Genomic DNA, 25,525 nt, shown 5'->3' with positions numbered 1-25,525 from the left:
GAGTGAAGCAGCTTGAACGGACAGGAAAACGGACGCGCAACCGCGGCGGCAAACGGCCAGCTCCACGACCTCGACAGCGACGAACAACCCGGCGCGGTGCAACTCGAGGTGCGCCGCCATCGGGGCACGGCGATCGAAACCGCGACCGATCACGTCGGCCAGGAGTGGCCGGTCGCGCTGGTGTTCAACGGCATCTCGCACGCGGTGATGATGTGCACACCGCGCGATCTCGAAGCGTTCGCGGTCGGCTTCGCGATTTCCGAGGGGATCGTCGAGCGCGGCAGCGATATTCAGGACATCGAGGTCGAACTGCACGGGCACGGCGAACTTCCGCATGCCGAGGTGCAATTGCAGGTCGTGCAGCAGGCGTTCGCCGGTCTGAAGGAAAAGCGTCGCGCGCTCGCCGGGCGCACCGGCTGCGGCGTATGCGGCATCGAAAGCATCGATCTGCTCGATCTGAAACCGCAGCGTGTAGCAAATACCGGCTTTCTGCAGCGGCTCGCGCCCGATGCGATCGCGCGCGCCGCGCGCGCGCTGCCCGAGCACCAGGCGCTCACCCGTTTGACGGGCGGCCTGCACGCGGCCGCGTGGTGTGATGCGCAAGGCGCGATCCGCTATGCGTTCGAGGATGTCGGCCGCCACAACGCGCTCGACAAGCTGATCGGCCAGCTCGTGCTCGAGCGCGCCGATACGCGCGACGGTTTCGTGTTTCTGTCGAGCCGCGCGAGCTACGAACTGGTGCGCAAGGCCGCGCGCGTCGACGTGCCGATGGTCGCGACGATCTCGGCGCCGTCGTCGCTCGCGATTGCGATTGCGCGCGAGGCGGGTGTGAGGCTCGTGAGCTTCTGCCGCGAAGGCAGCTACGTCGATTACGACACCTGGCAGCCGCGGGTTTGAGCGATTGAAGCGGCGCAGCGGCGACTCACGGCTAACCCGCCCCGAAGCACGGCTGCGCCGTACGTCCCTCAGTCGAACTGCCGGAAATCCGGCTTGCGCTTCTCGAAGAACGCCTTGAAGGCCTCGCGCGCCTCGGGCGCGAGCAGCATCTTGCCGAAGTGCACGAACTCCTCGGTCATCTGCGTCTGCACTTCCTGTTGGCTCGCGCGTTTCATCAGGCTCTTCGTCACGCGCAGCGACGACGCCGGCAGCGCCGCCAGCTTCGCAGCCTGCGACGCCGCGAACGCGTCGACTTCGCCCGCCGGCAGCACGCGATTCACCAGGCCCATCCGGAGCGCTTCCGCCGCGTCGAACGCCTCGCCGAGCAGCAGTTTTTCCGCCGCCGCCTGATAGCCGGCTACGCGCGGCAGCAGCAAGCTCGACGCAGCCTCCGGGCACAGCCCGAGTTGCGTGAACGGCAGCGAAAAGCTCGCGGTGTCGGCCGCGTAGACTAGATCGCAATGCAGCAGCAGCGTCGTGCCGACGCCCACCGCCGGCCCCGCAACCGCCGCCACGAGCGGCTTCTCCGCCGCGCTGATCGCGCGCAGGAACTGGATCACCGGGGGGTTGCCGCCGACCTGCGGCGTCTTCATGAAGTCTTCGAGGTCGTTGCCCGCGCTGAAAATGCCCGCGCTGCCGCGAATCAGGATCGCGCGCACCGACGCGTCGCCCTGCGCTTCTACGAGCGTGTCGGCCATCGTCTGATACATCGCGGCCGTGATCGCGTTTTTCCTGCCGGGCCGATTGAAGCTGATGGTCAGCACCGCATCGGCGCGCTCGACCAGAATATCCGTCGTCATCCCGCTCATCTCCTTGTGCTCCTGCTGAATGTAAAAACGGTTCGCAAGCCGGGCGGCCTGCGAACCGTTGCGCGGTCCTCACTGGATCACCGGAAGGATCCCCGGTGAAATCAGCGGCTCACAGACGCTCGATGATGCCCGCCGCGCCCATGCCGGTACCGACGCACATCGTCACCATGCCGTACTTGTAGTTGCGGCGGCGCAGGCCGTGCACCACGGTCGCCGCACGAATCGCGCCCGTCGCGCCGAGCGGATGCCCCAGTGCGATCGCGCCGCCGAGCGGGTTGATCTTCGACGCATCGAGGCCGAGGTCCTGGATCACCGCGAGCGACTGCGCGGCAAACGCCTCGTTCAGCTCGATCCAGTCGAGGTCGTCCTGCTTCAGGCCGGCAGCCTTCAGCGCGGCCGGAATCGCTTCCTTCGGGCCGATGCCCATGATTTCCGGCGGCACGCCGCGCACCGCGAAGCTGACGAAACGCGCGAGCGGCGTCAGGTTGAACTGCTTGAGGATCTTTTCCGACACGACGATCAACGCGCCCGCGCCGTCCGAGGTCTGCGAGCTGTTGCCCGCCGTGACCGAGCCCTTGTTCGCGAACACCGCGCGCAGCTTCGCCAGGCCTTCCATCGACGTGTCCGCGCGCGGGCCTTCGTCGAGCTTCACCTCGCGCGTTTTCACGTTGATCTCGCCGGTCGCGAGATCGGGCACGCGGTCGGTGATCGTGTACGCGGCGATTTCGTCGTTGAATTCGCCGGCTTGCTGCGCCTCGATCGCGCGGCGGTGCGATTCGACCGAAAACGCGTCCTGCGCTTCGCGGCTGATCTTCCAGCGCTCGGCGACCTTCTCCGCGGTCAGACCCATGCCGTACGCGATGCCAACGTCCTCGTTGCGATCGAAGATATGCGGCGACAGCGACGGCTTGTTGCCCATCATCGGCACCATGCTCATCGATTCGCAGCCGCCCGCGATCATTGCGTCCGCCTCGCCGACGCGGATGCGGTCCGCTGCCATCGCGAGCGCGGTCAGACCCGACGCGCAGAAGCGGTTCACCGTGACGCCGCCGACCGTGTTCGGCAGACCGGCGAGCAGCGCGCCGATCCGCGCGACGTTCAGGCCCTGCTCCGCTTCCGGAATCGCGCAGCCGACGATCGCGTCTTCGATCACGCCGGTGTCGAGGCTGGGGACCTGAGCGACGGCCGACTTGATCGCGTGTACCAGCAGTTCATCCGGGCGCGTGTTCCTGAACATGCCGCGCGGCGCCTTGCCGATCGGCGTGCGGCTCGCGGCGACGATATATGCGTCTTGCAATTGCTTTGCCATTTGTGAATCTCCTTTGTCGGCAAACCGCTTAGTTGCGCACCGGCTTGCCGGTCTGCAGCATGCCCATGATCCGTTCCTGCGTCTTCTGCGTGCCGAGCAGTTCAACGAACGCACGACGCTCGAGTTGCAGCAGCCATTCTTCGTCGACGAGGCTGCCCGCTTCGACGTCGCCGCCGCACACCGCTTCCGCGATGCGGCTCGCGATCAGGAAATCGTGATCGCTGATGAAGCGGCCGTCGCGCATGTTGACGAGCGACGCCTTGATCGTCGAGATCGCCGAGCGGCCCGCGACCGGCACCTGCGTCGCGCGCAGCGGCGCACGGTAGCCCGCAGCAGCAAGCGCGCGCGCTTCCTTCTTCGCGACGTCGAGCAGTTCGAACACGTTGAAGACGATCGTGTCGGACGGCTTCAGGTAGCCCATCGCGCGAGCATCGAGCGCGGAGGACGACACCTTGGCCATCGCCGCGTTCTCGAACGACTTCTGCAGGAACTTCAGCAGATCGTTGGTCGCGCCGACCTGGCTTGCCGCTTCGGCCGCGCGCAGCGCCGCTTCCTTCAGACCGCCGCCCGCCGGCACCAGACCTACGCCGACTTCGACGAGACCCAGATAGCTCTCGATGTGCGCGACGCGCTTCGCGCTATGCAGCGCGAGCTCGCAGCCGCCGCCGAGCGCGATGCCCGAGATCGCCGCAACCACCGGCACGTTCGCGTACTTCACGCGCAGCATGCCCTGCTGGAAACTCTTCACGAACGGCTCGATGCCCTTCGCGCCGCCCATCATGAACGCGGGCATCGCTTCTTCGAGGTTCGCGCCCGCCGAGAACGGACCGCCCGGCGTGCCGAGCTTCAGCGACGTGGGCTGCCACACGACGAGGCCCTTGTAGTCTTTCTCGGCCAGTTCGATCGCCTGCGTCAGACCCTCGATCACCGCCGGTCCGATCGTGTTCATCTTGCTCTTGAACGACACGATCAGCACGTCGTCCTCGCCCGCGCGATCGTCGACCCATGCGCGCACCGCATCGGTCTCGAACAGCGTCTTGCCGTAGGTCTTCGGATCGGCGCCGGTTTCGCCGACGAGCGGCGCGCGGAACACCTGCTTCTTGTACACGTCGAGCGACGAGCGCGGCACGAAGCTCTGCGTAGCCGGCGACCAGGAACCTTCGGCCGTGTGCACGCCACCCTTGTCGGCGACCGCGCCTTCGAGCACCCACGACGGCAGCGGCACGTCGGCGAGCGCCTTGCCCGCCGCGATGTCTTCTTGTACCCACTGGGCGACCTGCTTCCAGCCGGCCGTCTGCCAGCCTTCGAACGGGCCTTCGTTCCAGCCGAAGCCCCAGCGGATCGCGAGGTCGACGTCGCGTGCGTTGTCGGCGATCGACTCCAGATGCACGGCGATGTAGTGATAAACATCGCGGAAGATCGACCACAGGAACTGCGCCTGCGGATGCTGCGTTTCGCGCAACAGCTTCAGGCGTTCGGCAGCCGGACGCTTCAGGATGCGGCCGACGATTTCGTCCGCCTTGCCGCCGCCGTCGACGTAGTTGCCGGTCTTCGGATCGAGCACCTTGATCGCCTTGCCTTCCTTGCGGTAGAAGCCGGCACCGCTTTTCTGGCCGAGCGCGCCCTTCTTCACCAGTTCAGCGAGCACGGCCGGCGTTTCGTAGACCGGCAAGAACGGATCGTCCGGCAGTGTGTCCTGCATCGTCTTGATCACATGCGCCATCGTGTCGAGACCGACCACGTCGGCTGTGCGGAACGTCGCGGACTTCGCGCGGCCGAGGCGCGCGCCGGTCAGGTCGTCCACCTCGTCGAAACGCAGGCCGAACTTCTCGGCTTCGGCGACAACCGCGAGGATCGAGAAAACGCCGACGCGATTCGCGATGAAGTTCGGCGTGTCCTTCGCGCGCACGACGCCTTTGCCGACCACGCTGGTCAGGAAGGTTTCGAGCTGATCGAGAATTTCCGGACGCGTCGTCGCGGTCGGGATCAGTTCGACCAGATGCATGTAGCGCGGCGGATTGAAGAAGTGCACCCCGCAGAAGCGCGCCTTCAGTTCGTCCGAGAAACCTTCGGACAATGCGGTGATCGACAGCCCCGACGTATTGGTCGCGAAGATCGCGTTCGGACCGATGTGCGGCGCGACCTTCTTGTACAGGTCGTGCTTCCAGTCCATGCGTTCGGCGATCGCTTCGATCACGAGGTCGCACTCGGCGAGCTTTTCGATGTCGTCGTCGTAGTTCGCGGGCTGGATGTATTGCGCGTCGTCCTTCACGCCGAACGGCGCCGGCGACAGCTTCTTCAGATTCTCGATCGCCTTCAGCGCGATGCCGTTTTTCGCGCCTTCCTTAGCGGGCAGATCGAACAGCAGCACGGGCACCTTGGCGTTGATCAGGTGCGCGGCGATCTGCGCGCCCATCACGCCGGCGCCGAGCACGGCTACCTTGCGAATGATCAGATTGCTCACGTCGTTTCTCCGGAGAGTTGTGCGGTGGCGCGAAGCGTCAGCCATGCTTCGCGCGAGGTGTGTGGTCTGGAGCGAGGCAGCGCGGGTTCGCTGCGCGCGGGCGCCTCGCTCTATCTGTGAGCGTTAGAACAACGCTTCTTCGACGTCCATCATCGGCTTCGAACCGGCTCGCGCCTGGCGGATCGTCATCGCCGTTTCGGGCAGGAGCTTCGCGAAGTAGAACCGCGCGGTCGCGAGCTTCGCCTTGTAGAACGGATCGCCCGATGCCTCTTTGTCCAGCGCGATACGTGCCATGCGCGCCCAGAAGTACGAGAACACCAGATGGCCGACCGTGCGCAGATACGGCACGGCCGCGGCGCCGACTTCGTCCGGGTTCTGCATCGCCTTCATGCCGATTTCCATCGTCAGCTTCTGCACCTTTTCACCGATGTCGGCGAGCGGGTTCACGAACTCCTGCATTTCCGGCTTGATGCCTTCGGCTTCGACGAACTCGGCGACGAGCTTGCCGAACTTCTTAAGCTTCGCGCCCATGTCGCCGAGTACCTTGCGGCCGAGCAGATCGAGCGACTGGATGCCGTTGGTGCCTTCATAGATCATGTTGATGCGCGCGTCGCGCACGTACTGCTCCATGCCCCATTCGGCGATGAAGCCGTGGCCGCCGTAGATCTGCATCGCGTGGTTGGTGCCTTCGAACGCGTTGTCCGACAGGAACGCCTTCAGGATCGGTGTGAGCAGCGCGACGAGGTCGGCGGCATCCTTGCGCTCGGCTTCGTCGGCGTGCGACAGCTCCTTGTCGATCTGCAGCGCCGACCAGTACGAGAACGCGCGGCCGGCTTCGGCGTAGGCCTTTTGCGTGAGCAGCATGCGGCGCACGTCCGGATGCACGATGATCGGATCGGCGGCCTTCTCCGGCGCCTTCGGACCGGTCAGCGAACGCATTTGCAAACGCTCTTTCGCGTAGGCGAGCGAGTTCTGATACGCAACTTCGGTCAGGCCGAGGCTCTGCATGCCGACGCCGAGACGCGCGGCATTCATCATCACGAACATCGCATTCAGGCCTTTGTTCGGCTCGCCGACCATCCAGCCCTTCGCGTTGTCGAGATTGATCACGCAGGTCGCGTTGCCGTGAATGCCCATCTTGTGCTCGATCGAGCCGCACTTGACGCCATTGCGCTCGCCGGGCTCGCCCGCTTCGTTCGGCACGAACTTCGGCACGATGAAGAGCGATATGCCCTTGGTGCCCTTCGGCGCATCCGGCAGACGCGCGAGCACGAGGTGAACGATGTTCTCCGCCAGATCGTGTTCACCGCTCGAGATGAAGATCTTCGTGCCGCTGATCGAGTACGAGCCGTCGCCATTCGGCTCGGCCTTGGTGCGCAGAATGCCGAGGTCGGTGCCGCAATGCGGCTCGGTCAGACACATCGTGCCGGTCCAGACGCCCGCGACGAGCTTCGGCAGATAGCGCTGCTGCAGTTCCGGCGTGCCATGTGCGTGCAGGCATTCGTACGCGCCGTGCGACAGGCCCGGATACATCGTCCACGCCTGATTCGCCGAGTTCAGCATTTCATAGAGCGCGTTGTTGACGAACGCGGGCAATCCCTGACCGCCATATTCCGGGTCGCAGCCAAGCGCCGGCCAGCCGGCTTCGACGTATTGCTGATAGGCTTCCTTGAAGCCCTTCGGCGTGTTCACGACGCCGTCGCCGGCATACGTGCAGCCTTCCTGATCGCCGCTGTGGTTGAGCGGGAACAGCACTTCGGAGCAGAACTTGCCGGCTTCCTCGAGCACCGCGTTGATCGTGTCGGCATCGAGATCGGCGTGCTTCGGCATGTGCCGAAGTTCGGCTTCGACGTTGAGCAGTTCGTGCAACACGAATTGCATGTCGCGCAGCGGCGCGGCGTACTGTCCCATGACTTCCTCTCCCTGAATTGACAAAAAGCCAGACCGTTGGCCGGGTCCGTGTAGGGACCTTGTGCGCCGCGCGTTTCCGGTAAGTTCCGGCGACGCCGCTAACGGCTTTCGCTCTGATACGAATTAATCAGTTTTTCCAGCGCGGCCCACGTGAGGCGCACCGCATCCGGCAAATGCAGGAAGCGCGCGTCGTGATGCAGGCCGAGCGTGACGCTATACAGTTCGAACAGCATCAGCTGCGGGTCGGTATCGGCGCGCAGATGCCCTTCGTCCATCGCTTGCGAAATCGCGCGCGTGAGCGCCGCACGCCACGTCGTCACGCTCGACACCAGTTGCTCGCGCACCTGGCTGTCCGCGCGATCGTCGTATTCGACGGCGCCGCTGATGTAGATGCATCCGGTCGTGACTTCCTGAATGCGCTTCTCGAACCAGCGGGAAATCATCGCGCGCAAGCGCGGCAGACCACGCGGCTCGCGCAGGCTCGGGAAAAACACCTCGTCTTCGAAACGGCGGTGATATTCGCGCACGACCTCGACCTGCAGATCCTCGCGCGACCCGAAATGCGCGAACACGCCGCTCTTGCTCATCTGCATGCGCTCGGCGAGCAGGCCAATCGTCAGACCTTCCAGTCCGTCTCGGCCTGCCAGATCGAGTGCTGCGTCGAGAATCGCGGCTCGGGTTTGTTCGCCTTTTCGCATAGCTGTTCTACCGTTCTAATGTGACCGAATCAAAAATCGAACGGCCGTACTATTATTGAGTGCTTGCCGTCCTAGAAACAAGGACTTTATTAGAAACCGGTTTCTAACCGGGCCTCTAATTTTGCGGCTTTCGACCATCAGATCAATCAGATTTTTTAGAGGCGTTTGCCTTGCATTGACGGTTGCCGACGAGTGCGCGCGTGCTCTATTGGCGTCAATCGTAGCCGCCCACCGTCAGCAGTTTCATCGCGACCCGGTAGCTCGTGTACGCGAGCCAGCTCAGCGCGCGCAAGCGCGCCGGTCGCGATTCGTAGTGCGCTTCATCGATCCGGCGCGCGTCCGTGAACGCATCGAGAATCGCCTCGCGAAGTTTCGCGATCGACGGATCGTTGACGAGCACGACGTTCGCTTCGTTGTTGAGCATCAGGCTGAGCGCATCGAGATTCGACGAACCGACCGTGCCCCAGTTCGAATCGACCACCGCGACCTTGCCGTGCAGCAGCGTCTTCTCGTATTCCGCGATCTGCACGCCCGCGCGCAGCAGCGCGTGGTACAGGAACGGCACCGCGTAATCGAGCGCCTTGAACTCCTTGCGCCCGATGATCAGCTTCACGACCACGCCTCGCCGCGCCGCGAACACCAGCGCGCGGCGCAGCTTGCGCCCCGGCATGAAGTACGGATTCGCCAGCAGAATTTCATGGCGTGCCTGGCCGATCGCGGCCAGATAGGCCTTTTCGATCGCACGGCGGTTGATCAGGTTATCGCGCGCGACGAACGCGACGCACGGCTCGCCGCCGGCCCACAGCTCCTCGTTGCGGCGCCGCCGGCGCCGGCGCAGACTGCCGAGCGAGTTGGCGTCCTGCGACGACACGTCTGGCCTGATCGAATCGAGCGGCCGATGGCCGAGGCGAATCCGCCGCCACTGCACCTCGATCGCGTCGCGCACGTCAGCGACCACCGGCCCGCGCAGTTCGACCGCGAAGTCCCAGCGGTGGTAGGGCAGCTTCTCGCCGTTGTTCTCGTAGTCATCGACGATATTGATGCCGCCGCAATACGCGATCCGATCGTCGATCACCGCCAGTTTGCGGTGCGTGCGCGAAAAGCCGAAGCGGCCGAACAGATGCGGGTTGTAGATGCGATGCTCGATGCCGCCCGCCGGCCATTGCTCGAACATTTTCAGGCGCGCGGTGCCGATGCCGTCGGTGATGACGCGCACCCTGACGCCGCGCGCGGCCGCGCGCAGCAACGCCTCGCTGACCGCGTGGCCGGCTTCGTCGTCGCAGAAGATGTAGGTTTCGAGCGCGACGCTGTGCTCTGCAGCATCGATGCGCTCGATCAGCGCATCGAAGAAGTCGTCGCCGGAGCGCAGGAGCTCGACCTGGTTGTTGCCGGTGAAGCGGTAGCGCTGAAAGTAACGACGGCCGAGCAACGTATGCCGCAGACGCGCGAGACGGCCCGAACCGCCTGCGCTCACTGGCCACGCTCCCCGGCCAGCTGGCCGGATTGGGGGTCGATCGGGCGCGCGGCGAGGCGGCGCGGCAACTGCAGGATCGCATCGGCATTCGACGACGAAAAGCAGCGCGATGCGGCCTCTTCATACGGCAGCCACATATAGGCGGTGTGTTCACGCGGCGCGAGCGACACGTCGATACGCTCCGGTACCTGCAGGCTGAACCAGTGCTCGGTGTTGTAGAGCACGCCCGCTTCGTAGCGGTAACGAAATTCCGGGTAGATCTCGTAGTCGATCGAGTACTGCCAGTCGAACAACGCGCTGCGCGGCACCAGCGCGCCGCCGATCATGATGCCGGTTTCCTCGCCGACTTCACGCACCGCCGTGTCGGCGAGCGGTTCGTCGAGCCGGTCTTTCGAACCCGTTACCGACTGCCAGAACGCGGCATGGTCGGCGCGTTCGAGCAGCAGCACGTCGAGCGCGGGCGTATGAATGATGACGAGGACGGACTGCGGAATTTTCGGCGGTTTCGGCATGGCTCAAAACTGGGCGCGACGCGACGCGCGGTACATGTCGGATGACGGTCGAAAGGGTCGGGAAAGCGGTGGCTTCACTGTAACGCAAAAAATGAAAAAGGCGCTGAGGTGGAGAACACCTCAGCGCCTTTTCGTTTCGCTCGTGTGGCTTTTTTGCGGCCGCGAGAAGCGGCCACGGTTTTACGCCTTCGGTTCCGGCGAACGCAGACGGATGTGCAGCTCGCGCAGCTGACGCTCGTCGACTTCGCTCGGCGCCTGCGTGAGCAGATCCTGCGCGCGTTGCGTCTTCGGGAACGCGATCACGTCGCGGATCGAGTCGGCGCCGGCCATCATCGTGACGATGCGGTCCAGGCCGAACGCGATACCGCCGTGCGGCGGCGCGCCGTATTGCAGCGCGTCGAGCAGGAAGCCGAACTTGGCCTGCGCTTCTTCCGCGTTGATCTTCAGCGCGCGGAACACCTTGCTCTGCACTTCCTCACGATAGATACGCACCGAGCCGCCGCCGATTTCCCAGCCGTTCAGCACCATGTCGTAGGCCTTCGCGAGGCAGCGCGCCGGGTCCGTTTCGAGGTACTCGAGGTGCTCGTCCTTCGGGCTCGTGAACGGATGATGCGCGGCGACGTAGCGGTTGTCTTCCTCGTCGTATTCGAACATCGGGAAGTCGACGACCCACAGCGGCTTCCAGCCGGACTCGACCAGACCGTTGGCCTTGCCGAACTCCGAATGACCGATCTTCAGACGCAGCGCGCCGAGGCTGTCGTTGACGACCTTCGCGCGATCCGCCGCGAAGAAAATGATGTCGCCGTCTTGCGCGCCGGTGCGCTCGATGATCGCCTTCAGCGCTTCGTCGTGCAGGTTCTTGACGATCGGGCTTTGCAGACCGTCACGGCCCTTCGCCGCTTCGTTGACCTTGATCCACGCGAGGCCCTTCGCGCCGTAGATGCGCACGAATTCCGTGTAGCTGTCGATGTCGCCACGCGACAGCTCGCCGCCCTTCGGCACGCGCAGCGCCGCGACGCGGCCGTCCTTCGTGTTGGCCGGCGTGCTGAACACCTTGAAGTCGACGTCGCGCATCGCGTCGGTCAGCTCGGTGAACTCGAGCTTCACGCGCAGGTCCGGCTTGTCCGAACCGAAGCGGCGCATCGCTTCCGCGTATTCCATCACCGGGAATTTCTCGTCGAGCGCAACGCCGATCGTCGTCTTGAACACGTGGCGGATCATCGCCTCGAACAGATCGCGAATTTCCTGCTCCGACAGGAACGAGGTTTCGCAGTCGATCTGCGTGAATTCCGGCTGACGGTCGGCGCGCAGGTCTTCGTCGCGGAAGCACTTGGTGATCTGGTAGTAACGGTCGAAGTTCGCGACCATCAGCAACTGCTTGAACAGCTGCGGCGACTGCGGCAGCGCGAAGAACTGGCCCGGGTTCGTACGCGATGGCACGAGGTAGTCGCGCGCGCCTTCCGGCGTGCTCTTCGTCAGCATCGGCGTTTCGATGTCGATGAAGCCTTGCTCGTCGAGGTACTTGCGCACTTCGATCGCGACGCGATAGCGCAGACGCAGGTTGTGCTGCATCTGCGGACGGCGCAGGTCGAGCACGCGATGCGTGAGACGCGTGGTTTCCGACAGGTTGTCGTCGTCGAGCTGGAACGGCGGCGTGACCGACGCGTTCAGCACGATCAGCTCGTGGCACAGCACTTCGATCTTGCCGCTCTTCAGCGACGCGTTGGTCGTGCCTTCCGGACGACCGCGCACGACGCCCTTGACCTGCACGCAGAACTCGTTGCGCACGCCTTCGGCAATCTTGAACATGTCCGCGCGATCCGGATCGCAGACGACCTGAACGAGCCCTTCGCGATCGCGCAGGTCGATGAAGATGACGCCGCCATGGTCGCGGCGGCGGCTTACCCAGCCGCACAGCGAGACGGATTGGCCCAGCAGTTCTTCGGTCACCAGACCGCAGTATTCAGATCTCATCGACATGATGTTTGTCTTTCGTTTTGCATTGGTTGAACGGCGCGCCGCAGACGATCCTGCATGAAGCGTTGCGCGCCGGCATTACAGCGGAGGCTCGACGGTGGTGCGGCGCACCGGCGCCGGCGGTGGCGCGGACGGCGCCACGACGCCCATCGAGACGATGTACTTGAGCGCAGCGTCGACCGTCATGTCGAGCTCGATCACTTCGCTTTTCGGCACCATCAGGAAGAAGCCGGACGTCGGGTTCGGCGTGGTCGGCACGTACACGCTGACGTAATCTTCCTTCAGATGGTTGGCCACGTCGCCGCCCGGGATGCCGGTCAGAAACGCGATCGTATAGGAACCGCGGCGCGGGTACTCGATCAGCAGCGCCTTGCGGAATGCATTGCCGCTGCTCGACAGCAGCGTGTCGGACACCTGCTTGACGCTGGTGTAGAGCGGGCCGACCACCGGAATGTGCGCAACCAGCAGCTCCCACCACTGCACGAGCTTCTGCCCAATGAAGTTCTGCGTCAACAGCCCGACGACGAAGATGAACGCGAGCGTGAGCACCGCGCCGAGGCCCGGCAAGCGATAGCCGATCGCGCGTTCCGGCTGCCACGAGGTGGGCAGCAGCAACAGCGTCTGGTCCATCGTGCCGATGATCAGACCGAGCACCCACAGTGTGATAGCCAGAGGCACCAGCACCAGCAGGCCGGTCAGAAACACCGATTTGAGCGTGAATTTCTTCGTCGTCATGTGTACCGCCAGAAAGCTGCGCAGGCCGAAGCCCATGCGCGGTAGATACGCCGCCCGCGCGGGGCGGCGGTCCCACTAGGCGCTGCCGGAACCGCTCGCGCTCGCGGCGGCGGGCGCTGCGGCGGGGGCCGCGGGCGCGGCCGGGGCAGCCTGTTCAGCCGGGGCAGCGGCCGCGGACGGCTCGGACTTCGCTTCCGGCGCGGCCGGTGCGCTCGTGCCGCCGCTGCCACCGCGGAAATCGGTCACGTACCAGCCGGAGCCTTTCAACTGGAAGCCGGCGGCGGTGAGTTGCTTGCTAAAGGTGTCTTTTCCGCACTCGGGGCACTGCGTCAACTGGGGGTCGCTCATCTTCTGGAGCACGTCCTTCCCAAAGCCGCATGACCCGCAACGATAAGCGTAGATCGGCATGATCCTTTCCTACTCCAAATCCCTACTGAATCTTGTAAACGCTTGCAAAGCCTTGAATTATAGCCGCAAACGATGTCCGTTCCCCGGATTTCGGGAAGCGGACGCGTGACGCGCCCGCCACCGCGCAAGATGGGGGCGTCCCGCGGAACTCTCAAGAGCGGCGCGTGACGCTAGCCGCGACGCCGCCAGGTGAGCCAGCGCTCGTGTCCGGCGAATACGGCGATCGAGTCGTCGACCGCTTCGTCTTCGATCAGCTCGAAGTGTGGCGTGAACAGCGCGTCGAGCTCCTCGCGTTCGATGCTGAACGGCGGCCCCTTCGGCGTCGCGCCGAGAAAAAAGTACCCCGCGAGCAACCCGCCGGCCGGCAGCAGTTCGGCCATTCGTTGCGCGTAGTCGGCGCGGCGCGTCGGCGGGAGCGCGCAGAAGAACGCGCGCTCGTAGATCCATGCCGGCGTGAACGGCGGCGCATAGCTGAAAAAGTCCGCCTGCTCGACCAGCGATGCGTGCTGCGCGCCGAGTTGCTCGCGCGCCGCCGCGACGGCGGCGGCGGAGAAGTCGATCGCGCGCACCGGGTTGCCCCGACGCGCGAGCCATGCCGCTTCGTGGGCACTGCCGCAGCCTGGAATCAGCACGGCGGTGTCGCGGTGCCGTTCGGCGAACGCGCGAAACGCGGACGGCACGCCCGCCTGGTCCCACGGCGTGTAACGGCGCTCGAAACGTTCGTCCCAGAACTCGGGTGAGTTGGGATCGCGGTTCGCGAAATCGGGCATGGGGGGTTGGGTCGGATCGCTCATCGGATGCCTCGTTCAGGTTTGCGCGCGGCCGTCACCGGGAGCCGCGGCTTACACCGCCGCTGAAACACCGCGCGGCCAATGGGCCGGCAGCCGCACTCAACCGCCGTATGCGAGCGCCAGGAACGCCCGCGCCAGCATCGCGCCGACGCCGACCGCCACGCCGAACAGCAGCAGGCCCTGCAGCAGACGGTTGGTGCGCTTCTGCTCGAGCAGGATCTGGCGGATCACATCGTCGTTCGCGCCGCCCACTGGATGATGGCGCTCGGCCAGCATGTTGTGGACGAGACGCGGCAACTGCGGCAGCGTCTTGCTCCACTGCGGCGCCTCGATCTTCAAACGCTCGTACCAGCCGCGCAAGCCGATCTGCTCGTTCATCCAGCGCTCGAGGTAAGGCTTCGCGGTCTTCCAGAGATCCAGTTCGGGGTCGAGCGAACGGCCGAGTCCTTCCACGTTCAGCATCGTCTTTTGCAGCAATACGAGCTGCGGCTGAATCTCGACATTAAAGCGCCGCGACGTCGAGAACAGGCGCATCAGCACCTGGCCGAGCGAAATGTCCTTCAGCGCGCGATCGAAGTACGGTTCGCAGACCGCGCGGATCGCGCTTTCGAGCTCCTCGACACGCGTGGTCGGCGGCACCCAGCCCGACTCCAGATGCAGCGTCGCGACTCGATGGTAGTCGCGCTTGAAGAACGCGAGGAAGTTTTGCGCGAGGTAGTTTTTATCGAAGTCCGACAGCGCGCCGATGATGCCGAAGTCGAGCGCGATATAGCGGCCGAAGTGCGCGGGATCGAGGCTCACCTGGATGTTGCCGGGGTGCATGTCGGCGTGGAAAAAGCCGTCGCGGAACACCTGCGTGAAGAAAATCTCGACGCCCTCGCGCGCGAGCTTCGGGATATCGACGCCCGCCGCGCGCAATGTGTCGACCTGGCTGATCGGCACACCGACCATGCGCTCCATCACGAGCACCGTGGGCGTGCAGAATTCCCAGTACATCTCGGGCACGAGCAGCAGGTCGAGCCCCTGGAAGTTGCGCCGCAACTGGCTACCGTTGGCAGCCTCGCGCATCAGGTCGAGTTCGTCGTGCAGATACTTGTCGAATTCGGCGACCACCTCGCGCGGCTTCAGGCGTTTGCCGTCGGCCCACAGACGCTCGGCCCACACGGCGATGTCGCGCAACAGCGCGAGGTCGGAATCGATCACCGGCAGCATGTTGGGACGCAGCACCTTCACCGCGACCGCCTTGCCTGCGTGCTGGCCGGCCTTCACCGTCGCGAAGTGGACCTGCGCGATCGACGCGCTCGCGACCGGGACCCGCTCGAAATCGTCGAACAACACGTCGACCGGCGCGCCGAGCGACTTCTCGACGAGTGCGATCGCGACCGCCGAATCGAACGGCGGCACCTGGTCCTGCAGCTTCGCGAGTTCGTTGGCGATGTCGACCGGCAGCAGATCGCGACGGGTCGACAGCACCTGGCCGAACTTGACGAAGATCGGCCCGAGACTTTCGAGGGCGAGCCGCAGACGAACGCCCGGAGGCGCATCGAACTTGCGGCCGAGCGTCGTGATACGCAGCAGCAGACGCACGCGCCGATCGTTGATGCGGCTCAACATCATTTCGTCGAGGCCGAAGCGGATTACCGTGAAAAATATCTTGAGAAAACGCAGAAAACGCATGGCTGTGCCCGTTGACTAGCGCGTGCCGCGCGACGTGGCGGCGCCGCCCGACGCTTGCGCGCCGCGGGCTTCGACCTTCTGTTCGAGACGCTCGATGCGCTTTTCGACGCGTGCGAGCGAATCACGCGCGCGCGCCAGCTCGACGTTGAAGTCCGCGAGCGCGGTACGGCGCACCAGCTGCGGATTCTCGTCGAGCAGATACTCGGCTGCCGTGTCGAGCAGGTTGCGGCCGGTGCGTTGCACATGCTCGCCGACCGAACGCACGAGCGACGTGATGCGCCACGCGGGACCATCACCGATCAGCTTCGCGAGATCTTCCTCCGGCTCCCAGCGCAGATGCTCGGCGAGCTTCGCGATCACGGTCGCGAACTCGGCGTCGCCCTCGATCTTCACGTGCTTCATCACCGCGGCCTGGCCACCTTGCAGGAAGGCCGGCAGTGCGTCGGACGGCACCGAGATGGTCACGTCGAACTGATGCGCATCGGCTTCGTCGAGCGTGCCGAGATAGCCGTCGGGCTGCACGAGCAGTGCAAGCACAACCGGCGGACATGACAGGCGTGCGGTCTTGCCCGCGTACGGGGCGAGGCGCTCGCGGGCCCACGATTCGCGGGCGAGCAGATGATTGACAGCAGCAGCGAAGGGCTTGGCGGCGAGGGTCATCGAAGGTGGCAAGAAAAAACCCGCGCGAGCGAGGTGCTTGCGCGGGCTCCCATTGTAACGTCCGTTCGCTTCGCGGCCTTCTATGCCGAACGGCCTAAGCGATGCGCGAGGCGAGGAATCGCCGTGCCGTGGCCGGCTTTTTTCGAGGCAAACGCGACTCGATGCTTCGGCATGTCAGTGTTGCTCGACCTGCTGGATGCCGGCAAGCAGCCATCCTTCGCCAGGGCGGTTCGCCTTCGTCAGATTCCAGACTTCGACGAACGGCTCGGCTGCCGCGCCCGGCGCCTCGCGGATCAAACCGGAGAAGCGCACGCTCGCGAAGTATTCGGTCGCGCGCTCCTCGACGCCGAGCAGCTCGGCGTTCAACTGCACGACGTCGGTCTGGTTCGGCTGCGTGCCGCGCGCGGTGAGATCGACGCGCACTTCGGCGAACATTTCCGGCGTCGTGAATTCGCGGATGTCATCGACATTGCCGACGTCCCACGCGGCCTGCAGGCGCACGAAGTACACCTTCGCGTTACGCAGAAACGCTTCCGAATCGAAGCCGGCCGGCACCGACGGCGTCGCGCCGAGCGATGGCGTCGTCAACGGGTTGCCCTGCGGTTCGAGATACGAGCCGGTCGGCGGCGCGGTGTAACGCGGCTCCTGAATATAGTCGGTGCCTTTGGTGTTCAGCGACGGCGCCGTGCCCGCGTAAGCCGGTTGCGCCGCATCGCGCTTGCGGCCGGTAAAGCGGCGGATGAGCCAGATCACGACCATTGCGATCAGCGCAATCACGATCACGTTGGCGAACATGCCGGCGAACGCCTCGCCGAGCCCGAAATGCGACAGCAACGCGGCGATGCCAAGACCGGCCGCAAGACCGGCGATCGGCCCGAGCCAGCGATTGCGGTTCGGCGCGGCGGGCGGCGTGGGCTTGGTTGCAGGAGCCGCCGGTTGCGCGCTCTGCTGCGTGGCCTGATTGTTCTGCGCAGGCTGGGACGGCGGCGGCGTCTGACGCTGCTGCTGCAGACTGTTCGATTGACGGCCGAAGCTGCGGCCTCCGCCCATGCGGCGTGCTTCGGCGTCGAGAGAGGCAAGGGTGCCGGCCGTCAGCAGACCGACCATCGCGATCAGTCCGATTCTTCTCGCCAGCGACCCCTTAACCTTACGAGCAGATAACAGATTCGAATCGGACATTTCGCACTTTCCTTTAAAAATCGATGGGTTAGGGACCCTAGTATTTGGTCCCCACATGCAACGCTACCACGCCAGCTGACAAATTGTAATATTTGACGCCGTCGAGACCAGCTTGTTCCATCATAGTTTTCAAGGTTTCCTGGTCAGGATGCATGCGGATCGATTCCGCCAGGTACTGGTAGCTTTCCGCGTCCTTGGCGAAGCGCTCGCCGAGCCACGGCAACACCTTGAACGAATACAGATCGTAGACCTTCTTCAGCGGGTCCCATACCTTCGAGAACTCGAGCACGAGCAGCCGCCCGGCCGGTTTCAACACACGACGCATCTCGGCGAGCGCGATGTCTTTATGCGTCATGTTGCGCAAGCCGAACGCGACCGTCACGACGTCGAAATAGTTATCCGGAAACGGGATTTTCTCGGCATCGCAAAGCAGCGTCGGCGTAATGATGCCCTTATCGAGCAGCCGGTCGCGGCCGACGCGCAGCATCGATTCATTGATGTCGGTATGCCAGACCTCGCCCGTCTCGCCCGCCTGTTTGGCGAACGCCTTCGACAGGTCGCCAGTGCCGCCCGCGATGTCGAGCACCTTGTAGCCCGGCCGCACGTTCGCCTGGGCGATGGTGAACACCTTCCACGCCCGGTGCAATCCGCCCGACATCAGGTCGTTCATCAGGTCGTAGTTGGCGGCCACCGAGTGGAACACCCCCGCCACTTTCTGCGCCTTGTCCTGTTCGTCGACCGATTGAAAGCCGAAGTGGGTTTTGCTCATCGCGCTCGTCCTTTCGCGTGTTCTTGAATGTTGCGCCGCTCGAGCGGCGTTCGGGGGCGAATCGTATCAGTGACAGTGCCCGTGCGCAGCAGCGGCGGGCACCATCGGCGTGTCGCGATCGATGCCGGCCGCTGCCAGTTTGGCGAGATACGCGCGCCAGAGTTCATCCTGACGCACTGCCATGTCGTACAGCAGGTCCCACGAATAGATACCGGTGGAGTGGCCATCGGAGAAAGTCGGCTGCAGCGCATAATTGCCGACGCCTTCGATCATCGTGATCGTCACGTCGCGCTTGCCCGTCTGCAGCGTTTCCTGGCCGGGCCCGTGGCCCTGCACTTCCGCCGACGGCGAATACACGCGCAGCAGTTCGAACGGCAGCCGGTACGCTTCGCCGTTCGCGTACTGCAGTTCGAGCACGCGCGACTTGGAATGCACGACCACGCCGGTCGGCACCGGCGTCTCGGGAGTCAATCCGCTCATGTTGGCCTCATCAGATAACGGCGGGGTGATAACGACGGGTCGGCCGCCCCGCGCACCGACCGGAGCCCGGCGGTGCGCGGCGGCGGATTCAGCGATGCTCAGCCCAGCGCCTGTTCGATTTCCTGCCGCACGGCTTCGCGCAGCAACGTGGCGTGCGCGCGACGCGACGACAGCATCGCTTCGGACACCGTGCGCTGGCGCGGCGCCCAGATCGGCAGGGGGAAATGCGCGTCGTTCGAGAAACGCGGAATCACGTGCCAGTGCACGTGCGGCACCTGGTTGCCGAGGCTCGCGAGATTGACCTTCGCGGGCTGCATCACGCGCCGCTGCGCACGCTCGACCGCGTAGACGGCCTTCATCACGTGATCGCGGTCGTCGGCGGAAAGATCCGAAAACTCGGCTACGTGAGCGTTCCAGATGACCCGGCAAAAGCCCGGGTAGTCGTGTTCGTCGGCGAGGACGACTCGCAACGCGTCGTCCTGCCATAGCACATCGCCGCCGTCTTCACGGCAAAAAACGCAGTCCATCGTCGTCCTCGGCAAATATCGTCGGTCGTGCCATTAAACCAGCACGCGCTCGATTCCGCCATTGTTCGCCCGTTGTACGTAGTCCGCCATCCAGTTTTCGCCGAGCACGTGACGTGCCATCTCGACCACGATGTAATCGGCCTCGGTACCCGCGTCTTCGTTGTAGCGCGACAGCCCTTGCAGGCACGACGGGCAGCTCGTGAGGATCTTGACGTCGGTCGAACCCGCGTTGCCGTTACCCGGCTGCGGACCGTCGCCGGCCTTCAGCACGGAACCGTTGGGCGCACCGGCGGATCCGGCCGATGCATTGGCCGGATTGATCGCGTTCGCGCCTGCTTCGGCAACGAGCGGAATGCCGCGCAGCTTCGCCGCACCCTTGCGAATTTCTTCTTCCTTGCGGAAGCGCACCTGGGTCGAGATGTCGGGACGCGTGACCGCGAGCGTGCCCGATTCGCCGCAGCAGCGGTCGTTCTTCTCGATCTTGTAGCCGTCCTGCTCCGAACCCATCAGCTGGTTGACGAGCTTGACCGGGTCCATCGTCTTGATCGGCGAATGGCACGGGTCGTGGTACATGTAGCGCACGCCGTTCACGCCATCGAGCTTGATGCCTTTTTCCAGCAGGTACTCGTGGATGTCGATGATCCGGCAACCCGGGAAGATCTTTTCGAATTCGTAACCGGCGAGCTGGTCGTAGCACGTGCCACACGACACCACCACCGTCTTGATGTCGAGGTAGTTCAGCGTATTGGCGACCCGGTGGAACAGCACGCGGTTGTCGGTGACGATCTGCTCGGCCTTGTCGTACTGGCCCGAGCCGCGCTGCGGATAGCCGCAGCACAGGTAGCCCGGCGGCAGCACGGTCTGCACGCCCGCCTCCCACAGCATTGCCTGGGTCGCGAGCCCCACCTGCGAGAACAGCCGCTCGGAGCCGCAGCCCGGAAAGTAGAACACCGCTTCGGTGTCGGCGGTGGTCGTCTTCGGATTGCGGATGATCGGGACGATCTTGTTGTCCTCGATATCGAGCAAAGCACGCGCGGTCTTCTTCGGCAGGTTGCCAGGCATCTTCTTGTTCATGAAGTGGATCACCTGCTGCGTGATCACCGGCTTGCCGACCGTGGCGGGTGGATGCGCGGTCTGCTTCTTCGTGAACTTCTTCAGCACCTCGTTGCCGAGACGTTGCGCCTTGTAGCCGACGCCCATCATCGCGGTGCGCGCGAGGTTGATGGTCTGCGGATTCGTTGCGTTCAGGAAGAACATGCCCGCCGCGTTGCCCGGGTTGAACTTCTTCTTGCCCATCTTGCGCAACAGGTTGCGCATGTTCATCGACACGTCACCGAAGTCGATCTTGACCGGGCACGGCGTCACGCACTTGTGGCAGACGGTGCAGTGATCGGCGACGTCGTTGAACTCGTCCCAGTGCTTGATCGACACGCCGCGGCGCGTCTGCTCTTCGTACAGGAATGCCTCGACCAGCAGGGAGGTGGCGAGAATCTTGTTGCGCGGGCTGTACAGCAGGTTCGCGCGCGGCACGTGCGTCGCGCAGACCGGCTTGCACTTGCCGCAGCGCAGACAGTCCTTGATCGACTCGGAAATCGCGCCGATATCGGACTGCTGCATGATCAGCGATTCGTAGCCCATCAGCCCGAAGCTCGGCGTGTACGCGTTGCGCAGGTCCGCGCCTTCGAGCAGCTTGCCCGCGTTGAAGCGGCCATGCGGATCGACGCGCTGCTTGTACTTGCGGAATTCGCCGATCTCGTCGTCGGTCAGGAATTCGAGCTTCGTGATGCCGATGCCGTGCTCGCCGGAGATCACGCCGTCGAGCGAACGCGCGAGCTTCATGATGCGCGCGACCGCCGTATGCGCGTCCTGCAGCATCTCGTAGTTGTCGGAGTTGACCGGGATGTTGGTGTGCACGTTGCCGTCGCCCGCGTGCATGTGCAGCGCGACGAACACGCGGCCGCGCAGCACCTGCTTGTGGATCGCCTGGGCTTCGTCGAGGATCGGCTTGAACTCGCCGCCATTGAAAATCTGCCGCAATTCGGCACGGATTTCCTGCTTCCACGACACGCGGATCGTGCGGTCTTGGGCGAGGTGGAATACGGTTGCTTCCGGTTGCGCGTCGACGCGATCGGCAAACTTCTCCGCGAGCGATTCATAGCCGAGGCCGACCAGATAGTGCTGCGCCTCGCGCAGCGACAGATCGAGCTTGTCGCGCACGAACTCCCAGCGCGTGCGCACCCGCGCGAGCAGATCGAGCGCCTGCTGCACGCGGTCTTCGAGCAGCTCGGCGCTCGGGATTTCGTTCGCGTCGTCGCTCTTGCCGAGCGGCAGCTTGCCGCCCTTGAAGAACGCTTCGAGCGCGTCGACCAGTTGCAGCTTGTTCTTCAGCGACAGCTCGATGTTGATGCGCTCGATGCCGTCCGTGTACTCGCCCATCCGGTCGAGCGGAATCACGACGTCTTCGTTGATCTTGAACGCGTTGGTGTGCTTCGCGATCGCGGCGGTGCGGCTGCGGTCGAGCCAGAAGCGCTTGCGGGCCTCGGCGCTGACCGCGACGAAACCTTCGCCGCTCTTGCCGTTGGCCATGCGCACGACTTCCGAGGTAGCCTGCGCGACCGCGTCCGCATCGTTGCCGACGATATCGCCGATCAGCACCATCTTCGGAAACGCGTTGCGCTTGCTCTTGGTGGCATAGCCGACCGCGCGCAGATAGCGCTCGTCGAGATGCTCGAGGCCCGCGAGAATCGCGCCGCCCTGGCGCGACGTCTCGAACAGGTAGTCCTTGATTTCGACGATGCTCGGAATCGCCTCGCGCGCCTGGCCGAAGAACTCGAGACAGACGGTGCGCGTATGCGCGGGCATCTTGTGCAGCACCCAGCGCGCGGACGTGATGAGGCCGTCGCAGCCTTCCTTCTGCACGCCCGGCAGTCCGGCGAGGAATTTATCGGTGACGTCCTTGCCGAGGCCTTCCTTGCGGAACACGCGGCCCTTGATATCGAGCGCCTCGGAGCGCAATAGCTTCTCGCCCGGCGCGTAGTTGCCGTCGAACCACTTGAGCTCGAAACGCGCGACTTCGATGTCGTGGATCTTGCCCATGTTGTGCTCGAGACGCGTGACTTCGAGCCAGTTCCCTTCCGGGTCGACCATGCGCCACCACGCGAGGTTATCGAGCGCCGTGCCCCATAGCACCGCCTTCTTGCCGCCCGCGTTCATCGCGACGTTGCCGCCGACGCAGGACGCGTCGAGCGAGGTCGGGTCGACCGCGAACACGAAGCCGGCCTGCTCGGCCGCTTCGGTCACGCGGCGCGTGACGACGCCCGCACCCGAGAAGATCGTCGCGACCTTGCGATCGACGCCCGGCAGCTGGGTCATTTCGACCGGGCCGAGCTGTTCGAGCTTTTCGGTGTTGATGACGGCCGAGAACGGCGTGAGCGGCACCGCGCCGCCCGTGTAGCCGGTGCCGCCGCCGCGCGGAATCACGGTCAGGCCGAGTTCGAAGCAGGCCTTGATCATGCCGGCGATTTCGGCTTCCGAGTCCGGCGTCAGCACGACGAATGGGTATTCGACGCGCCAGTCGGTCGCGTCGGTCACGTGCGAGACGCGTGACAGGCCGTCGAACTTGATGTTGTCCTTCTGCGTGACCTTGCCGAGCACGCGGGTGGTGCGGCGGCGCAGGTCGTAGGTCTGCTGGAATTCGCCGGCGAATTGGTCGATAGCGCGGCGCGCGGCCTGCACCAGCTTTTCGACGCGCGCGGCGCGCTCGACGCCGGCTTCGTCGCCGTGTTCGCTCAGATCGGCGCGGCGGCGCTTCTCGATTTCGGCCAGGCGGTGATTGAGCGCCTCGATCAGCAGCGCGCGGCGCTTCGGATTGTCGAGCAGGTCATCCTGCAGATACGGATTGCGGCGCACGACCCAGATATCGCCGAGCACTTCATACAGCATGCGCGCCGAGCGGCCGGTGCGGCGTTCGGCGCGAAGTTCGGCGAGCGCGTCCCAGGCGTCGTTGCCGAGCAGGCGGATGACGATTTCGCGGTCGGAGAACGACGTGTAGTTGTAGGGAATTTCGCGCAGACGCGCTTCGGGATCGGCGGCCACCGCAGCGGCGGCGCCGTGCGGATCGAAAACTTGAGGTGCGTTCATGTTTGGACGACTCGGTAGGTCGGCCTGGCGCGCTCGTCACGAGGCGTCGGCCGACAATGCGCGTGGGGCGCAATGCTTGAAATCTTCTAGGGCTTCCAGGGGAGCGAACGCGACCGGCGGCCAACTCACGGCGGTCGCTTCGCGGCACTCAGGGACAGCTACACGATCGCGCGTGGCGGACATGCCGCTCCGCCGCGGGGCAGGATTCGCGCGGAACGGGCCTCAAATGGGCGATCCGAGGCTGCCAGTGCATCTTCCGATCCTTATTCCAAAATGGAATTCTACCGCATCATCCCGCCACGCGTTGACGGCAGGAACCTGGGCGGTGACGGCGCTTCGGGGGATTTGGCGCCGAATCCCGCGGCGTTTCGCATGCGACCCCATTGACCGGCCGGACGGTTTGGCAAACTTCGCTCAACGGTGCCGAAACGGCCCGGCCAGCGGCGTGCCACCCTTCTCCGCCGCGCGCGGAACGGCCAGAGCAGGCACCGTTGGCGCTATCATTGACGTTTTCCCGTCTCACATAGCGCACCGCGCGACCCGCATGGCTTCCCACGACTACCTGAAAAAGACCCTGACCGCGCGCGTCTACGACGTAGCGCGCGAGACCGAACTCGAACGCGCGCCGAACCTGTCGGCGCGGCTGCGCAATCCGGTCTATCTGAAGCGCGAGGACAACCAGCCGGTGTTCTCGTTCAAGCTGCGCGGCGCGTACAACAAGATGGCGCATATTCCGGCCGAAGCGCTCAGCCGCGGCGTGATCACCGCGTCGGCCGGCAATCATGCGCAGGGCGTCGCGTTGTCGGCCGCACGCATGGGCGTGAAGGCGATCATCGTCGTGCCGGTGACGACCCCGCAGGTCAAGGTCGACGCGATCCGCACGCACGGCGGGCCGACCGTCGAGGTCGTGCAGTTCGGCGAATCGTATAGCGATGCCTACGGTCACGCGGTCAAGCTGCAGGAAGAACGCGGCCTGACCTTCGTGCATCCGTTCGATGATCCGTATGTGATCGCCGGCCAGGGCACGGTGGCGATGGAAATCCTCAGCCAGCACCAGGGGCCGATTCACGCGATCTTCGTGCCGATCGGCGGCGGCGGTCTCGCGGCCGGTGTCGCCGCATACGTGAAATCGGTGCGCCCGGAGATCAAGGTGATCGGCGTGCAGACCGATGATTCGTGCGCGATGGCCGCGTCGCTGAAGGCGGGCGAGCGCGTGACGCTGAACGAAGTGGGCCTGTTCTCGGACGGCACCGCGGTGAAGCTCGTCGGCGAGGAAACCTTCCGCCTGTGCAGCGAATATCTCGACGAAGTGCTGCTCGTGAACACCGATGCGCTGTGCGCGGCGATCAAGGACGTGTTCCAGGACACGCGCAGCGTGCTCGAACCGGCGGGCTCGCTCGCGGTGGCGGGCGCGAAGCAGTACGCCGAACGGGAAGGCATCGAGAACCAGACGCTGATCGCGATCACGTCGGGCGCGAACATGAACTTCGACCGCATGCGCTTCGTCGCCGAACGCGCCGAAGTGGGTGAAGCCCGCGAGGCGGTTTTCGCGGTGACGATCCCCGAAGAGCGCGGCAGCTTCAAGCGCTTCTGCGAGCTGGTCGGCACGCGCAGCGTCACCGAATTCAACTACCGGATCGCCGACGCGAACTCAGCGCATATCTTCGTCGGCGTGCAGATCCGCAACCGCAGCGAACCGGCGCAGATCGCCGGCGCATTCGAAGCGCACGGCTTTGCGACCGTCGATCTGACCTTCGACGAACTGTCGAAGCAGCACATCCGCTACATGGTCGGCGGCCGCTCGCCGCTCGCGCGCGACGAGCGACTGTTCCGCTTCGAGTTTCCCGAGCGTCCGGGCGCGCTGATGAAATTCCTGTCGTCGATGGCGCCGAACTGGAACATCAGCCTGTTCCACTATCGCAACCAGGGCGCGGACTACAGCTCGATTCTGGTCGGCATTCAGGTGCCCGAAAGCGACCACGCGGCGTTCGAGTGCTTCATCGAAACGCTCGGCTATCCGTGCTGGGAAGAAACGAAAAACCCGGTCTACCGCCTCTTCCTCGCCTGAT

The 25,525-nt window shown here is 64.6% G+C and carries 20 protein-coding genes; 2 read left to right on the top strand and 18 right to left on the bottom strand.

The window, feature by feature from the left end; translation table 11 throughout:
- Nucleotides 1-12: 12 nt before the first annotated feature.
- Nucleotides 13-897 carry a formate dehydrogenase accessory sulfurtransferase FdhD gene (gene fdhD, locus AB3X95_RS23545; RefSeq protein ID WP_368622675.1) on the top strand — a complete coding sequence of 295 codons (885 nt, stop codon included), beginning with the start codon at nucleotides 13-15 and terminating at the stop codon, nucleotides 895-897.
- A gap of 68 nt (nucleotides 898-965) precedes the next feature.
- On the opposite strand, the gene AB3X95_RS23540 is transcribed toward fdhD, so the two are convergent.
- The 18 genes from AB3X95_RS23540 to AB3X95_RS23455 all read right to left on the bottom strand — a co-directional run bounded on the left by AB3X95_RS23540 (nucleotide 966) and on the right by AB3X95_RS23455 (nucleotide 23,456).
- Nucleotides 966-1,736, bottom strand: coding sequence for an enoyl-CoA hydratase (locus tag AB3X95_RS23540; RefSeq protein WP_176122437.1), 771 nt, complete (start codon nucleotides 1,734-1,736; stop codon nucleotides 966-968).
- A gap of 118 nt (nucleotides 1,737-1,854) precedes the next feature.
- Nucleotides 1,855-3,054, bottom strand: coding sequence for an acetyl-CoA C-acyltransferase (locus AB3X95_RS23535; RefSeq protein WP_368622674.1), 1,200 nt, complete (start codon nucleotides 3,052-3,054; stop codon nucleotides 1,855-1,857).
- 28 nt (nucleotides 3,055-3,082) lie between these two features.
- Nucleotides 3,083-5,518 (bottom strand): 3-hydroxyacyl-CoA dehydrogenase/enoyl-CoA hydratase family protein, encoded by a 2,436-nt coding sequence (locus AB3X95_RS23530; RefSeq protein ID WP_184226031.1) that lies wholly within the window; start codon nucleotides 5,516-5,518, stop codon nucleotides 3,083-3,085.
- A 123-nt stretch (nucleotides 5,519-5,641) separates the two neighbouring features.
- Nucleotides 5,642-7,429, bottom strand: a complete 1,788-nt coding sequence (locus tag AB3X95_RS23525) for an acyl-CoA dehydrogenase C-terminal domain-containing protein (protein ID WP_368622673.1) — start codon at nucleotides 7,427-7,429, stop codon at nucleotides 5,642-5,644.
- Between the two features lie 98 nt (nucleotides 7,430-7,527).
- Entirely contained in the window at nucleotides 7,528-8,127 is a 600-nt protein-coding gene (locus AB3X95_RS23520; protein WP_176122433.1) for a TetR/AcrR family transcriptional regulator, read from the bottom strand.
- Nucleotides 8,128-8,341: 214 nt separating this feature from the next.
- On the bottom strand, nucleotides 8,342-9,601 hold the full coding sequence (gene clsB, locus AB3X95_RS23515; protein ID WP_184226032.1) for a cardiolipin synthase ClsB: 1,260 nt from the start codon (nucleotides 9,599-9,601) through the stop codon (nucleotides 8,342-8,344).
- On the bottom strand, nucleotides 9,598-10,113 hold the full coding sequence (nudB, locus tag AB3X95_RS23510; protein ID WP_176109569.1) for a dihydroneopterin triphosphate diphosphatase: 516 nt from the start codon (nucleotides 10,111-10,113) through the stop codon (nucleotides 9,598-9,600). Before nudB ends, clsB begins: the two co-directional genes overlap by 4 nt.
- A 180-nt stretch (nucleotides 10,114-10,293) precedes the next feature.
- A complete protein-coding gene (gene aspS / locus AB3X95_RS23505; protein ID WP_176109570.1) occupies nucleotides 10,294-12,093 on the bottom strand; it encodes an aspartate--tRNA ligase in 1,800 nt (599 codons plus the stop codon).
- A 75-nt stretch (nucleotides 12,094-12,168) separates the two neighbouring features.
- Nucleotides 12,169-12,825 carry a DUF502 domain-containing protein gene (locus AB3X95_RS23500; RefSeq protein WP_176122430.1) on the bottom strand — a complete coding sequence of 219 codons (657 nt, stop codon included), beginning with the start codon at nucleotides 12,823-12,825 and terminating at the stop codon, nucleotides 12,169-12,171.
- Between the two features lie 75 nt (nucleotides 12,826-12,900).
- Nucleotides 12,901-13,233, bottom strand: a complete 333-nt coding sequence (locus tag AB3X95_RS23495) for an FmdB family zinc ribbon protein (RefSeq protein ID WP_176367936.1) — start codon at nucleotides 13,231-13,233, stop codon at nucleotides 12,901-12,903.
- A 170-nt stretch (nucleotides 13,234-13,403) separates the two neighbouring features.
- Complete coding sequence (locus tag AB3X95_RS23490) at nucleotides 13,404-14,027, bottom strand: methyltransferase domain-containing protein (protein WP_368622672.1); 624 nt, start codon at nucleotides 14,025-14,027, stop codon at nucleotides 13,404-13,406.
- A gap of 96 nt (nucleotides 14,028-14,123) precedes the next feature.
- The gene (ubiB, locus tag AB3X95_RS23485; RefSeq protein ID WP_176109573.1) at nucleotides 14,124-15,701 is read right to left on the bottom strand and encodes a ubiquinone biosynthesis regulatory protein kinase UbiB; all 1,578 of its coding nucleotides are present in this window, start codon (nucleotides 15,699-15,701) and stop codon (nucleotides 14,124-14,126) included.
- A 15-nt stretch (nucleotides 15,702-15,716) separates the two neighbouring features.
- Nucleotides 15,717-16,361, bottom strand: coding sequence for an SCP2 domain-containing protein (locus AB3X95_RS23480; protein WP_176122427.1), 645 nt, complete (start codon nucleotides 16,359-16,361; stop codon nucleotides 15,717-15,719).
- 174 nt (nucleotides 16,362-16,535) lie between these two features.
- Entirely contained in the window at nucleotides 16,536-17,540 is a 1,005-nt protein-coding gene (locus AB3X95_RS23475) for a Tim44 domain-containing protein (RefSeq protein ID WP_176122426.1), read from the bottom strand.
- Between the two features lie 37 nt (nucleotides 17,541-17,577).
- The gene (ubiE, locus tag AB3X95_RS23470) at nucleotides 17,578-18,309 is read right to left on the bottom strand and encodes a bifunctional demethylmenaquinone methyltransferase/2-methoxy-6-polyprenyl-1,4-benzoquinol methylase UbiE (RefSeq protein ID WP_176122425.1); all 732 of its coding nucleotides are present in this window, start codon (nucleotides 18,307-18,309) and stop codon (nucleotides 17,578-17,580) included.
- A gap of 66 nt (nucleotides 18,310-18,375) precedes the next feature.
- Entirely contained in the window at nucleotides 18,376-18,789 is a 414-nt protein-coding gene (locus AB3X95_RS23465; protein ID WP_013088372.1) for a gamma-butyrobetaine hydroxylase-like domain-containing protein, read from the bottom strand.
- A 98-nt stretch (nucleotides 18,790-18,887) separates the two neighbouring features.
- Nucleotides 18,888-19,316 (bottom strand): HIT family protein, encoded by a 429-nt coding sequence (locus tag AB3X95_RS23460; RefSeq protein WP_176109577.1) that lies wholly within the window; start codon nucleotides 19,314-19,316, stop codon nucleotides 18,888-18,890.
- A 33-nt stretch (nucleotides 19,317-19,349) separates the two neighbouring features.
- Nucleotides 19,350-23,456, bottom strand: a complete 4,107-nt coding sequence (locus AB3X95_RS23455; protein WP_368622671.1) for a DUF3683 domain-containing protein — start codon at nucleotides 23,454-23,456, stop codon at nucleotides 19,350-19,352.
- Nucleotides 23,457-23,979: 523 nt separating this feature from the next.
- Between AB3X95_RS23455 and ilvA the strand changes: the two genes are divergently transcribed.
- A complete protein-coding gene (gene ilvA, locus AB3X95_RS23450) occupies nucleotides 23,980-25,524 on the top strand; it encodes a threonine ammonia-lyase, biosynthetic (RefSeq protein WP_368622703.1) in 1,545 nt (514 codons plus the stop codon).
- Nucleotide 25,525: the final 1 nt, after the last annotated feature.

The organism is Paraburkholderia sp. BR13444 (genome assembly GCF_040948755.1).
In the GTDB taxonomy this organism is placed as follows: Bacteria; Pseudomonadota; Gammaproteobacteria; order Burkholderiales; family Burkholderiaceae; genus Paraburkholderia; species Paraburkholderia youngii.
Note: the sequence above shows the minus strand (reverse complement) of the source record. Positions and strands in the feature narration are given on the sequence as shown.